Origin of the sequence: Streptomyces sp. NPDC048352, from assembly GCF_040651895.1 — a bacterium.
Lineage (GTDB): Bacteria > Actinomycetota > Actinomycetes > Streptomycetales > Streptomycetaceae > Streptomyces.
This window is the reverse complement of sequence record NZ_JBEZKZ010000037.1, coordinates 1-12,567: the sequence shown is the minus strand read 5'-3', so window position 1 is coordinate 12,567 and position 12,567 is coordinate 1. Positions and strand designations below refer to the sequence as shown.

Genomic DNA, 12,567 nt, shown 5'->3' with positions numbered 1-12,567 from the left:
TGAAATCGGCGGGGGGTCCGGTTGACGCCCCGCCCCTACGTGCCGGTAACTTGTGGGCGGCCGAGCAGACTTCGACGCGGGGAGCGCCACCGTGCCAGACCACGACCTGACCGGCTTCACCGAGGGCACCTTCCGCCATGACGGCGCCACCCGCCGGGTGCTGCGCCGCGGCTCGGGGCCGGCCGTGATCGTCATCGCGGAGATCCCGGGCATCACCCCCAAGGTCCTCCGGTTCGCCTCCCGCGTCGCGGAGGCCGGCTGCACCGCCGTGCTCCCGGTGCTCTTCGGGGAACCCGGCCGTGACCCGGACCCCGCCGCCGTCGGCTGGCCGAAGGCGGGGCGCTACCTGGCGGCGTCGATGTGGCGGGTGTGCGTGAGCCGGGAGTTCACCCTGCTGGCCACGGGGCGCAGCTCACGGGTGGTGGGCTGGCTGCGGGCGCTCGCCGCCGCCGAGCACGCGCGGTGCGGCGGCCCCGGCGTCGGCGCCGTCGGCATGTGCCTGACCGGCGGCTTCGCCCTGGCCATGGCCACGGACGAGCGCCTCCTCGCCCCGGTGCTGGCCCAGCCGTCGCTGCCGCTGGCGTGCACCTCCGGCCGTGCGGGCCGCATCGACATCTCCCCGGCGGACCTGGCCGTCGTCCGCGGCCGGTGCGAGCGCGAGGGGCTCCAGCTGCTCGGGCTGCGCTTCCGGGGCGACCGGCTGGTGCCGGGGGACCGGTTCGCGTACCTGCGCCGCGAACTGGGCGAGGCGTTCGTCGCCGTCGAGCTGGACGACGACGCGGCCGACCCGGCGAGCGCGCTGCCCCCGCACTCCGTCCTGACGGAGCACCTGGTGGACGAGCCCGGCGAGCCCACCCGGCAGGCCCTGGACACCGTCCTCGACCTGTTCCGGACGCGCCTGCTAGCAGCCGGGCCCCGCTGACGGGTCGGGTTCGTGGTGCCAGGCCGTCTCGCCCGTCCCCAGGGTGAGCGTGACGCGCGGCCGCATCGGCCCCTCGCCCCGGCGGGAGAGCACCACGACCTCCTCGACCCGCGCCGGCGTGCTGCCCAGGAGGGCGGCGCACTCCGCGGCGAGGCGGCGCGGATCGTGGGTACGGCCCAGTGACAGGTGCGGGGTGAAGCCCGGGTGGCGGCCCCGGCAGCGGGGGAAGGGCTCGGCCAGGGTCTCCTGGAGCGCCGTCCAGGGGCCCCGGCCCGCCGCGGCCGGGTCGAGCCACAGGGTGGCGTACGCGCGGTGGCGGAAGGCGCGTACCCCGCTGAGGCGGATGGCGAAGGGCGCGCACCGCGCGGCCGCGGCCGCCAGCAGCGGGAGCGCGGCGGGAAAATCGGCCTCCGGGACGAAGCCGAAGAGCAGGTTCACGTGCGGGGGCCAGCGGCGGATCTGGGGGTCGTGCTCCGCCCTGATGCCCTGGACGGACGGCCACAGCCCCGCCGGCGGGAGCCAGGCGACGGCGGTCCGGGGCGTGGGGACCACGTCGAGGAATCCCGGTACTCCGGCGGCGCCGCCCCCGCCGGCCGCAGGCAGGCTCACCCCGCCATCATCCCCCGCATCCGGCCCGGGCGGCGCCCAGGGGGCGGATGCGGGCCAGCTCCGGGCGGGAGGCCAGTGCGGCGTGGACCGCCCCCAGCAGCGGGAGCGGAGTGGCGGCGGCGTCCAGGGCCAGCGCGACGTCCTTCGCGGCCAGCGCCACCGGGAAGTGCGAGCCGGCGGCGAAGGTGCGGGCGACCGCTCCCGCCAGCGGGCCCCTGGCCAGTTCCGCGCGGACCAGGTCCGCGGGCAGTCCGCGGGCCTGGCCGAGCCGGAGCGCTTCGGACACCAGGGCCACTCCCCCGATCACCGCGTTGATCAGGACCAGCTCGAGGGCGGCCCCGGCGCCGGGGCCGCCGCACTCGGTGATCTTCCGGATGACCCGTTGAGGCGCGGCCGGCGACCCGCCCGCCGGCGGGAGCCCCGGCGGCGGCGACGCGCGGCGCGCCGTGCGGGGCCGGCGCGGCCGTGTCGGGGGCCGGGCGTGACAGACTCCGCGCGGAGTCCCGAGCACCGTCCCCGCGGGAGGCCCCCCGTGTTCCACCGCCCCGTCCCCGTCTACGCGAGGACCGCCGCCCTGGCCGTCGGCGCCGCGGTCCTCGCCCTCGCCCTCGCCGCCGTACCCTCCCCCGCGGCGCCCGCTCCCCCGCCGGCCGGCGGGCCGCGGGTGACGGTGGTCGGGGCGGCTCCCGGGAGCACGACGGCGCTGGCCGGGTACGCGATCCAGTCGACGGCGAAGGTCGCGGAGCCCGCCGCCACCGTGTCCAGCCCCGGCTATCCGGCGGCCGGCTGGTACCCGGCCGGCCCCCGTTCCACCGTGCTCGCGGCCCTGCTCGCGGCGGGCGCGTACCCCGACCCCTTCTACTCCGCCAACCAGGAGGAGATCCCGGCCGGGGACTTCACCGTGCCGTGGTGGTTCCGGGCCGACTTCTCCGTCCCCGACACGAGCGCCCGTACCCACCTGGACTTCAGCGGGGTGATCTCCGCCGCCGACGTCTTCGTCAACGGGCGCCGGATCGCCGGCCCGGACACGGTCGCCGGGGCCTACACCCGCCACGAACTCGATGTGACCGACCTGGTCCGGGCCGGTACCAATACGGTCGCGTTCCGGATCCAGCCCAACGATCCGCGCGAGCGGCTCACGACGGGCTGGCTCGACTGGCTGCAGCCTCCGCCCGACGCGAACATGGGCATCGTCCGCGACGTCACGGTCCGCCGGGGCGGCCCGGTCGCCCTGCGCGACGCCCACGTGGTGGCGTCCCTGGCCCTGCCCTCCCTGTCCTCGGCCGATCTGACGGTCAAGGCGCGGGTGCGCAACGACGCCCCGACCGCCGTCACCACCACGCTCTCGGGCACCGTCGGCCCGGTCGCGGTCAGCCGCAGCCTCACCCTGGCCGCGCACGAGAGCCGCACCGTGGTCTTCTCCCCCGCCGACCACCCCGGCCTGCGGCTGGCCTCCCCGCGGGTGTGGTGGCCCGCCGCCATGGGCGGGCAGCCGCTGTACTCCCTCGACCTGACCGCGACGGTGGACGGCCGGCCCTCCGACACCGCGCACCAGTCCTTCGGGATCCGTGACGTACGGGCACCGCTGAACGCCGACGGGGCGCGCCAGTACGTGGTCAACGGACGCCCGCTGCTGATCAGGGGCGGCGGCTGGTCCCCCGACGAGTTCCTGCGCTGGGACCGCACCTACGCCGAGGACCGGCTGAAGTACGCCCTGGACCTGGGGCTGAACACGCTGCGCCTGGAAGGACACCTCGAACCCGACGAGTTCTTCGACGTCGCCGACCGGTACGGGATCCTCACCCTGCCCGGGTGGGAGTGCTGCGGCAAGTGGGAGGGAGAGGTCAACGGCTCGGAGGCCGGGGTGGGATGGGAGAGCGCCGACTACCGCGTCGCGAAGGCCTCGATGGCCGCCGAGGCCGCACGGCTGCGCCACCACCCCAGTGTGGCCTCCTTCCTGATCGGCAGCGACTTCGCACCGGACCGCAGGATCGAGCAGGGCTACCTCGACGCGCTGAAGGACGCCGACTGGACGGCGCCGGTGATCCCGTCGGCCTCCGACCGTCCCTCGCCGATCACGGGCGCCTCCGGGATGAGGATGACCGGTCCCTACGACTGGGTCCCGCCCGGCTACTGGTACGCCAAGCGGGAGGGCGGTGCCACCGGCTTCAACTCCGAGACCAGCGCCGGACCGGACGTACCGACCCTCGACACGCTGCGGCGGATGATGTCGCCGGCCGAGCTGGACACCCTGTGGAGGGACCCTTCCGCGGCCCAGTACCACCGTTCGCCCTCGCGCACCTTCGCGACCCTCAGGCTGTACGACGCCGCCCTCGCGGCCCGTTACGGCCCCCCGACGGGCCTGGAGGACTACGTGCGCAAGGCGCAGCTCGCGCAGTACGAGAACGTGCGGGCGCAGTTCGAGGCGTACGCGCGCAACGCGAAGGACGCCTCCGCACCGTCGACCGGTGTCGTGTACTGGATGTTCAACAGCGGCTGGACCTCGCTGCACTGGCAGCTCGTGGACCGCTACCTCGACCAGGGCGGGGCGTACTTCGGGGCGAAGAAGGCGAACGAGCCCCTGCACGTCCAGTACGGGTACGACGACCGGACGGTGTCGGTCGTCAACAGCGGGACGCGCGCGGTCTCGGGTCTGACGGCGCGGGTGACGCTCTTCGACCCCGACGGCACGCAACGGTACGACCGGACGGTGCCGGGCCTGAGCGTGGGGGGCGGCGGCGCGAGCAGCACCGCGCTGACCCTGCCCGAGTCGGTCGAGGGGCTGTCCACCACGCATCTCGCGCGGCTGCTGCTCACCGACGGCGCGGGACGGGAGCTGAGCCGCAACGTCTACTGGCTGTCCACCGAGCCCGACGAACTCGACTACTCCGAGACCGACTGGTACCACACGCCGACCACCACGTACGCCGACCTGCGGGGGCTGAACTCGATGCCCCGGGCGGGCGTCACGGCGACGGCCGCCACGACGGCGGACGGGCGGGGGACGTCCACGACCACGGTGACGGTGCGCCACGCGGGTGCGGGCAGCGCCCCGGCCCTGCTGACGGACGTCCACCTGCTGGGAGCCGGGGGCGCGCCGCTGCTGCCCGTCCGGTGGAGTGACAACCAGATCACCCTCTGGCCGGGCGAGTCGGCGACGCTGACGGCGACCTACCGCACGTCCGGCCTGCGCGGTGCGGAGCCCGCGCTGCGGATCTCCGGCTGGAACGTCCCGACGGCGACGGTCCCGGCCGGCTGACGGCGGGCGACGTGCCTCCTCGGACAGGCGTCCGCAGGGGGCTGCGGTCGCCCTGGGTGTCCGGCGTCAGGGGTGGTCGTACCAGGAGAAGGCGGCGATGCGCCAGCCCTGGGGTGTGCGGACGAACTGGATGGTCTTGGTGCCGCCGCCCTCGAACGGTTCGCCGTCCAGGATCCCGGACTTGCGGTACTCGCCGAAGCGGGAGGCGATGTCGCCCCGGATCTCGGTCCGTTCGGAGGTCTCCCACTCGCGGAACTCCGTCAGCCGGCCTTCGGACAGGAGCCGGCGGCGGGGCCCGACGAACTCGTCGACGGTGTAGACGGTGAAGTCCGGGCCGGTCTTGACGATCACTCCGCCCGGCAGGACCAGGCGGCCGATTTCCACCAGATCGGCCTTCCTGCCGCCCCGGTTGTCGAAGGCGCCGAAGAACTCGGCGGTCACCAGGTCTATTTCGGTCTTGGCCATGGCGTGACGGTAACACCGGGGGCGTACGCCCGGGGATGTACCCGTCGGCGGATGTAGTCCCGTGAGCCGATGGCCCGCCGCGCGCGGATTCCTAGCATTCAGGCATCGGAATCAACGGACGGAGAGCGCGATGAAGCACAGGATCCTTGCCGGGGCGGTCGTTTCGCTGCTGATGGCCGGCACGGTGATCGGCGCCGGTCCGGCCCGGGCCACGGCTGCGGCGGAGCCGTCGGCGGACACCGTGATGGCGTTGCCCGCGCCCGGCGGGCGGCAGCCCATCGGCAGGAGCGTCATCCACCTGAAGGACGACAGCCGCGCGGACCCATGGGTGCCGGGGACGCGCCGCGAGCTGATGGTCTCGCTCTGGTATCCGGCCGGCCGGCCCTCGGGGGTGCCGGCGCCGTACATGACCGGGAAGGAGTCGGAGCTCTACGTGAAGGAGAACGCAGACCTCCTCGCCCGGCACGGGGTGGTCCTGCCGGCCGACGCCTTCACCAAGGTGGCCACCCACGCGACCGTCGACGCCCCGCCCGTACGGACGCGCGGCGGACTGCCGCTGGTCCTCCTCTCCCCCGGCTTCGGCATGCCGCGCGCCACCCTGACGGGCCTCGCGGAGGAGCTGGCCGGCCGCGGCTACGCCGTCGCCGGGATCGGCCACGACCACGAGTCCTCCGTCACCTCCTTCCCCGACGGGCACACCACCACCTGCGACGCGTGCGGAAAGGCCCCCTGGCCCACGGTCGGGGCCGTCCGCGCCCAGGACGTCTCCTTCGTGCTGGACCGGCTCACCGGCCGGGACCCGGTGTGGGGGAACGGCACGCTCATCGACACGGACCGGGTCGCGATGGTCGGGCACTCGGCCGGCGGCTTCAGCACCATCCCGGCCATGCTGTCGGACCCGCGGATCAAGGCGGGCGTCGACATGGACGGCAACTTCCACGTCCTGCCCGACCGGCCGCTGGACCGCCCGCTGCTGATGCTGGGCCGGCCCGGCCACGTACCCGGCGGCGACGACGCCACCTGGGAGAAGACCTGGGGCATGACGACCGGCTGGAAGCGCTGGCTGACCGTCGACGGCACCCAGCACCTCTCCTTCACCGACCTGGCGGTCCTGACCAAGCAGCTCCGGGTCCCCTTCCAGCCCCTCGACGGCGACCGCGCCGACGCCGCCACCCGCGCCTACGTGTCCGCGTTCATCGGCACGCACCTGGGCCGCGGCGGCGCGTCGCCGCTGCTCGACGGGCCGTCGCCACGGTTCCCGGAGGTGCGGTTCCACCAGCCGTGACGCCGGGGGCGCGGCGGCACCGGCGAGCGGGCAGGGGCGGCGGAGCGCCGCCCCGGGGCCCTACGCGACGCCGGGGATCTGCCGGGCCGCGAAGGCCGCCCGCACCGCGTCCGCCTGCGTGTCGCCGTACATCCGGCGGGCCGTCTCGATGGTCGTCAGCGCCGCGTCCCGGAAGCTGGTGCCGGGTGCGAAGCCGAACTGCGCGTTGATGATGATCCGGTCGGCGGTGCGGGCACCCAGGGCGTTCCGGATGTCGAACAGGGCCCGCGACCAGATCTCGCCGTCGGCGTGCACCTCGCCCTCCAGGTCCCCGTACACCTTGCCGCCGTCCACCCGGCGCAGGCAGTGCGGGGCGGGGGTGTACGGGACCGAGTCCCAGTCCGCCACGCACGCCAGGTCGGCACGGCGCGGCCAGCCGTAGGCCTCCACCGCGTGCTCTCCGACCTCGACGGCCAGGTAGTCCCCGAAGGCCTCGCCGATCGCGCCCGCCTCGCGGGACGAGCCGAAGCCCGGCACCTGCGCCTGGTGCACCGCGTGCCCGTACTCGTGGACGATCACCTCGGCGTCCTCGGCGTCGTCCACGCCGCCCTTGCCGTAGCGGATCTCGCCCCGCCTGTCCCTGAAGAAGGAGTTGTCGCGGCCCCACTGGTTGATCCGCACGGCCTGCCGGCGGTCGTTGGCTCCCGGCAGCTCGCTGCCGAAGCCCAGCCCTTGCAGGTACTCCTGCGCCTCGTTGACCCAGAAGTACGCCATGACCTGCTCGAACTGGTCGTCACTGCGGTCGTACGAGGCCGCCGCGGAGACCGCGGCGGGGGCGCCGGTCTCCGAGCGGACGTACGCCCACCTCCCCGAGAGCCGGCCGCTCGCGTCGAGGTTGCGCAACTCGGCCAGGGTGTAGGCGGAGTCGGGGACGGCCGAGGCGGAGTCCCGCTGGTCGGTGAGGCTCTGGTCACCCGTGGACTGGACGGGGTTGACCATGAAGATCCGCGCCTGGGGCAGGGCGGCGGCACCGGCACCGGGAGCGGCGCCGACGGGTCCGGCCGGGGCGAGCAGTGCGATGCCGGCGGTCGCCGCGGCGACGAGGCAGCGGACGGGGGTGCGGCGAGCCATCGACATCCTCCTGGTGGGACGGTCCGACCTCGTCGAACACATGAGCGTTGACGCTTCGGCCACGGGGACGATGGAAACACGCCGCCCGGCCGCGGCCAAGGAACCCCGGGGGTGAACTCCCGCCCCTGCCGCGACCGGATGGCCGTACGCCGGCCCGGGAACGCAGCCCGGAGCGGCCGGCCGGCGCCGGCGCCTGCGGGTTTCTTAGCGGAACGTTAGATCTGGGCGGTGGCCCTTGTCCGGGTCCGGCGGCGGACCCATGCTCTGGGCACCCCCTCATCCGGGGCGTTCCCCCTCCCCATCAGGGACTTCCCTCTGGAGCCGCCATGTCCTCGTCCGCCGTCACCCCCGAGTCGCCGCCGCGGGACGAGCGCGCCAGGCGCCGCCTCGCCCTGATCGGCGGGTCGCTCGGCAACCTCGTGGAGTGGTACGACTGGTTCGTCTACGCCAGCTTCGCGATCTACTTCGCCGACTCCTTCTTCCCCGGCGACAACCCGACCACCCAGCTGATGAACACGGCGGGCATCTTCGCGGTCGGCTTCCTGATGCGCCCCGTCGGCGGGTGGGTCCTCGGCCGGGCCGCCGACCGCCACGGACGCAAGAGCGCGCTCACGCTCACCGTCACCATGATGTCGGTGGCCGCCCTGCTGATCGCCGTCGCCCCGACCTACGGCCAGGCCGGGTACTTCGGCGCCCTGGTGCTGCTGATCGCCCGGCTGCTCCAGGGGATGAGCATCGGCGGCGAGTACGCGGCCAGCGCCACGTACCTCACGGAGGCGTCGGCCCGCAACCGGCGCGGCCTGGGCTCGTCCTTCCAGTACGTGTCCATGACCTGCGGCCAGCTGCTCGGCCTCGGCATCCTCATCACGATGCAGCACACGCTCACGCCGGCCCAGCTCTCCGGCTGGGGGTGGCGGATCCCGTTCGTCGTCGGGGCGCTGTTCGCCGTGGTGGTCTTCTGGCTGCGGCGGCGGCTCCAGGAGACCGACGCGTTCACCGAGGAGTCCTCGTCGGACGGCGCGGCCCGCGACGACAGCCCGCGCGGTTCGCTGAAGGCGCTGTGGCAGCACCGGCGGCAGGCGGGGCTGGTCATGGCGCTGACCCTCGGCGGCACCGTGGCCTACTACACCTACACCACCTACCTCACCAAGTACCTGGTGGGCAGCGCGGGCATGGCCAAGACCACGGCCACGCTGGTGAGTTTCACGGCCCTGACGCTCTTCGCCGTGCTCCAGCCCTTCGCCGGGATGCTGTCCGACCGGATCGGCCGCCGCCCGCTGCTGATCACCTTCGCGGTGGGCTGCACGGTCGGCACGTACCCGATCATGACGGCCCTCGGGTCGGCGGACTCCTACTGGCCGGCGCTGGGCCTGTCCCTCCTGGCCCTGGTGATCGTCACCGGCTACACGTCGATCAACGCGGCGGTCAAGGCGGAGCTGTTCCCGACGCACGTGCGCGCCCTCGGGGTGGCGCTGCCGTACGCCATCGCCAACGCGCTGTTCGGCGGGACGGCGGAGTACGTGGCGCTGTGGTTCAAGAGCGGCGGCCACGAGAAGATGTTCTTCTGGTACGTGTCCGGCTGCGCGCTGGTCTCGCTCGTGACCTACGTCCTGATGCCGGACACCCGCAACGCCGCGCTCAGCCGCGCCGAAGCCGCCTCGGACGGCGGTCCCCGCGGCGGCGACGACGGCCCGTCGGTGAAGGCCGCCGCGGGGGCCGCCCGCTGATCCCGCCCCTCTGATCCCGCCCCTCTGATCCGCCCCGTGACCCGCGACGGCGGCTCCCGTAAGCTGCTTCCGCCCCCGGCCACGGGCACCGGTCACGCGACTCGAGGTAACCGTCATGCACGCACTGCTCGTCGAGGACGACGACCGCATGGCCCGGGCCCTCGGCACCGCCCTCGCCCAGCGCGGGCACACGGTCCGCCGGGCGGCCCGGGCGCTGGACGCGCTGCGGCACGTCCGCGAGGCCGAGTTCGTGCTGCTGGACCTGGGCCTGCCCGACCTCGACGGGCTCGAACTGCTGCGGCGGCTGCGTACCGTCTGTGACGCACCGCTGATCGTGGTGACCGCGCGCTGCGAGGAACGCGACGTCGTGCAGGGGCTGCGGGCGGGAGCCGACGACTACGTCGTCAAGCCGTTCCGGATGGCCGAGCTGATGGCGCGGATCGACACCGTGCGCCGCCGGACGGGCCCACGGGCCGCGCACGCGGGCGCGGGCCCCGCACACGGCCCGGGCCGGCCGGTGCGCAGCGGGGACGTCGAGGTGGACCTGGCGGGCCGCACCGTCACCGTGGCCGGTGCCGAAGTGCGCCTGACGCGCCGCGAGTTCGACGTGCTGGCCTTCCTGGCGGCACGGCCGGACGAGGTGCACTCCCGGGAGGAGATCCTGGACCGGATCTGGGGCGACGCCTTCCTCGGCGCCTCCCGCTCCCTGGACGTGCACGTGGCGGGCATCCGCGCCAAGACCGGCCGTTCCGGCCTGGTCCGTACGGTGCGCGGGTTCGGCTACCGGCTCGGCGCGCCGGCCGCGGACGGCGAGCGGGACGACGGCCCGTGAGGCGCAGGCTGCTCGCGGTGCTGATGGTGCTCATGGGGGCCGCCGCGCTGCTGCTGTGCGTCCCGCTGGCCGACGCCTACGCGCGCGGGCGGACCGAGCACCTGCTCCTGCAACGGCGTTCGGAGGCCGTGCGCTTCGCCGACCTCGCCGACCGCACGGGCACCGGCGCCGACCGGGCGGAGCTGGCGGCCGAGATCGACCGGTACGCCCAGCTGTACGGGGCGGGCGTGCTCGTGGTCGACGCGGCGGGGGCGACGGTGGCACGGGCCGGAGCGGGACCGGCCCTGGAGGCCCTGACGGGAACCGGGGCGGACGCGGGCGGGACCCGGGCCGCCGCGGCGGACGCCCGGCACCGCGCGCTGACGGGCCGCTCCACCGACCGGCTGCCCACGCTGCGGCCCTGGGGCCCGGCGCGGGTGGTGCTCGCGGAGCCGGTGGGGCGCGACGAGCGGGTGAGCGGGGCGGTCCTGCTGGCGGTCCGCACCGACGCCGCCCGCCGGGACGTGGCGGTGCGCTGGTCGCTCATCGCCGCCGGGGCGGTCGCCGCCTTCGCCGCGGCGGCGCTGGTAGCGGTGGGCATCACGCGCTGGCTGATGCGCCCGCTCCTCGATCTGGACCGGGCGGTGGAGGGGCTCGCCGCCGGCAGCCTCCAGACCCGGGCGGTCTCCGGCACCGGCCCGCCGGAACTGCGCCGGCTGCGGCGGCACTTCAACGCCATGGCGCAGGCCCTGGCCGACTCCATCGGCCGGCAGCGCGACTTCGTCGCCGACGCCTCGCACCAGCTGCGCAATCCGCTGGCCACCCTGGTGCTCCAGCTGGAGAACATCGAGCCGCACCTCGCGCCCGGTCCCGGCCGGGCCGAGCACGGCCGGGCGCTGGAGGAGGCGGAGCGGCTGGAGGAGCTGCTCGACGGGCTGCTGGCGCTGGCGCGGGTGGAGTCGGCCTCGGTGGAGCTCCACGAGCAGGACGTGGTGCGGGCGGTACGGGAGCGGGTGCGGGCCTGGACCCCGGTCTTCGGGGCCGCCGGGGTGGAGCTGACGGCCATCCTGCCCGGGGAACTGCGGGCCCGGGCCCTGCCGGACGCGGCGGGGCGGATCCTGGACGCGGTCCTCGACAACGCGGTGAAGTTCGTGCCGCGCGGGGGCCGCGTGGAGGTGGGCGCCCGGCGGGACGCGGACGGGACGGCCGTCGTACGGGTCGCCGACGACGGCCCCGGTGCCCCCGCCGACCAGCTCCCGCTGCTGCTGCGGCGTTTCGCCCGCCTGCCCGCGCACCAGAACGTGCCCGGCAGCGGGCTGGGCCTGGCCATCGCGGACGAGATCGCCCGGGTCAGCGGCGGCCGGCTCGGCGTCGACGCCAACGAGCCGCACGGGCTGGCGGTGGAGCTGCGGCTGCCGCCGGCGTGACCGCCGGCCGGCCGGGGAGGACCGCCCGGCCGGGCCCGCTCAGCCGTAGACCGACCGGTAGTGGGCGGCCGCGCCCGGGTGGAGGGGCACCGCCCCGGTCGAGATGGCGAACCGGGGTTCGAGCCGTACCCCGGCCGTGACGTCGCGCAGCAGGTCGCGCCACCGGTCGAACACGACCCGGAGCAGCGCGCCCACGGCGTCCGCCGCCACGTCGTCGCGGGCCAGGAGGTAGTTGCCGACGCCGAGGGTGCCGATCGGCGCGGGCAGTCCGTACGCTCCGGCCGGCAGGGTGACGGCCGTGTAGACGGGGCCGTGGCGCTCGCGCAGCGGGGCCACGTAGCCGTCCAGCGCGAGGAAGCGCAGCGGCAGTTCGCGCGCGAGCTCCGACAGTGCCGGGGTGGGCACGCCACCGGACCAGAAGAGCGCGTCGACGGTGCCGGTGCGCAGGGCCGCCGTCGATGCGGCGAGGCCCAGCTGCCGTTCGTACGCCGGCGAGGGGTCCGCGCCGGCCCCGCTCAGTCCGGCCGCCCGCAGGATGCGCCCCGCGACCACCTGGACCCCCGACCCCGCCGCGCCCGCCGCGACCGGGCGCCCGGCGAGGTCGCGCACGGCGTGCACCGGCCCGGCGGCCGGGACGAGGAGGTGGGTGTAGTTGACGTAGACGCGGGCGAGCGCCGCGACCGCGGCCGGCCGGGCGAACGGCTCCCGCCCCAGCACCGCGTCCTCGGCGACGTCCGCCATGGCCAGGGCCAGGTCCACGGACCCGTCGTCCAGCTGCTTCAGGTTGTCCACGCTCGCGGCGGTGTCCACCGGCACGATGGCCAGGCGCTGACCGCTCGTGGCGGCGGCCCGCGCGAGGGCCTGGCCGAAGGCATTGTACGGGCCCCCGCGCGGACCGGTCGCCCTCCGCCGACGGCGCCCCGGGCGGGAGGTCGGTCCCCGGCCGGCGCGG

General features: G+C 75.3%; 11 protein-coding genes. 6 read left to right on the top strand and 5 right to left on the bottom strand.

Annotated features, from left to right (window positions below; all coding sequences use genetic code 11):
- Positions 1-91: 91 nt before the first annotated feature.
- The gene (locus AB0D45_RS19960; RefSeq protein WP_362460741.1) at positions 92-922 is read left to right on the top strand and encodes a dienelactone hydrolase family protein; all 831 of its coding nucleotides are present in this window, start codon (positions 92-94) and stop codon (positions 920-922) included.
- On the opposite strand, the gene AB0D45_RS19955 is transcribed toward AB0D45_RS19960, so the two are convergent.
- Both AB0D45_RS19955 and AB0D45_RS19950 read right to left on the bottom strand, forming a co-directional pair.
- On the bottom strand, positions 902-1,531 hold the full coding sequence (locus AB0D45_RS19955; protein WP_362460738.1) for a 2'-5' RNA ligase family protein: 630 nt from the start codon (positions 1,529-1,531) through the stop codon (positions 902-904). The genes AB0D45_RS19960 and AB0D45_RS19955 overlap by 21 nt on opposite strands.
- A 7-nt stretch (positions 1,532-1,538) precedes the next feature.
- Positions 1,539-1,817, bottom strand: a complete 279-nt coding sequence (locus tag AB0D45_RS19950; RefSeq protein WP_362460735.1) for a hypothetical protein — start codon at positions 1,815-1,817, stop codon at positions 1,539-1,541.
- 246 nt (positions 1,818-2,063) lie between these two features.
- Between AB0D45_RS19950 and AB0D45_RS19945 the strand changes: the two genes are divergently transcribed.
- The gene (locus AB0D45_RS19945; protein WP_362460733.1) at positions 2,064-4,790 is read left to right on the top strand and encodes an exo-beta-D-glucosaminidase; all 2,727 of its coding nucleotides are present in this window, start codon (positions 2,064-2,066) and stop codon (positions 4,788-4,790) included.
- A gap of 66 nt (positions 4,791-4,856) precedes the next feature.
- Here the strand turns inward: AB0D45_RS19945 and AB0D45_RS19940 are convergent, their stop codons facing one another.
- Positions 4,857-5,255, bottom strand: coding sequence for a DUF4440 domain-containing protein (locus AB0D45_RS19940; RefSeq protein ID WP_362460730.1), 399 nt, complete (start codon positions 5,253-5,255; stop codon positions 4,857-4,859).
- Positions 5,256-5,385: 130 nt separating this feature from the next.
- On the opposite strand from AB0D45_RS19940, the gene AB0D45_RS19935 reads away from it, so the two are divergent.
- Positions 5,386-6,540 carry an alpha/beta hydrolase gene (locus AB0D45_RS19935; protein ID WP_362460727.1) on the top strand — a complete coding sequence of 385 codons (1,155 nt, stop codon included), beginning with the start codon at positions 5,386-5,388 and terminating at the stop codon, positions 6,538-6,540.
- Between the two features lie 60 nt (positions 6,541-6,600).
- Here AB0D45_RS19935 and AB0D45_RS19930 read toward each other — a convergent pair whose 3' ends face one another.
- Positions 6,601-7,650, bottom strand: a complete 1,050-nt coding sequence (locus AB0D45_RS19930; protein WP_362460724.1) for a M4 family metallopeptidase — start codon at positions 7,648-7,650, stop codon at positions 6,601-6,603.
- Between the two features lie 326 nt (positions 7,651-7,976).
- On the opposite strand from AB0D45_RS19930, the gene AB0D45_RS19925 reads away from it, so the two are divergent.
- From AB0D45_RS19925 to AB0D45_RS19915, 3 genes are all read left to right on the top strand, one after another.
- The gene (locus AB0D45_RS19925; protein WP_362460721.1) at positions 7,977-9,377 is read left to right on the top strand and encodes an MFS transporter; all 1,401 of its coding nucleotides are present in this window, start codon (positions 7,977-7,979) and stop codon (positions 9,375-9,377) included.
- 115 nt (positions 9,378-9,492) lie between these two features.
- Complete coding sequence (locus tag AB0D45_RS19920; RefSeq protein WP_361610996.1) at positions 9,493-10,209, top strand: response regulator transcription factor; 717 nt, start codon at positions 9,493-9,495, stop codon at positions 10,207-10,209.
- Positions 10,206-11,615 carry a HAMP domain-containing sensor histidine kinase gene (locus tag AB0D45_RS19915; protein WP_362460718.1) on the top strand — a complete coding sequence of 470 codons (1,410 nt, stop codon included), beginning with the start codon at positions 10,206-10,208 and terminating at the stop codon, positions 11,613-11,615. The genes AB0D45_RS19920 and AB0D45_RS19915 overlap by 4 nt, the downstream gene beginning before the upstream one ends.
- A 39-nt stretch (positions 11,616-11,654) precedes the next feature.
- On the opposite strand, the gene AB0D45_RS19910 is transcribed toward AB0D45_RS19915, so the two are convergent.
- Positions 11,655-12,567, bottom strand: a 913-nt coding sequence (locus tag AB0D45_RS19910) for a TAXI family TRAP transporter solute-binding subunit (protein ID WP_362460715.1), incomplete at its 5' end; no start/stop codon positions are given.

Bases quoted from the DNA above. Each gene is read 5' to 3' on its own strand.
- AB0D45_RS19940 (WP_362460730.1), bottom strand. From the start codon at position 5,255: ATGGCCAAGACCGAAATAGACCTGGTGACCGCCGAGTTCTTCGGCGCC.
- AB0D45_RS19935 (WP_362460727.1), top strand. From the start codon at position 5,386: ATGAAGCACAGGATCCTTGCCGGGGCGGTCGTTTCGCTGCTGATGGCC.
- AB0D45_RS19930 (WP_362460724.1), bottom strand. From the start codon at position 7,650: ATGGCTCGCCGCACCCCCGTCCGCTGCCTCGTCGCCGCGGCGACCGCC.
- AB0D45_RS19925 (WP_362460721.1), top strand. From the start codon at position 7,977: ATGTCCTCGTCCGCCGTCACCCCCGAGTCGCCGCCGCGGGACGAGCGC.
- AB0D45_RS19920 (WP_361610996.1), top strand. From the start codon at position 9,493: ATGCACGCACTGCTCGTCGAGGACGACGACCGCATGGCCCGGGCCCTC.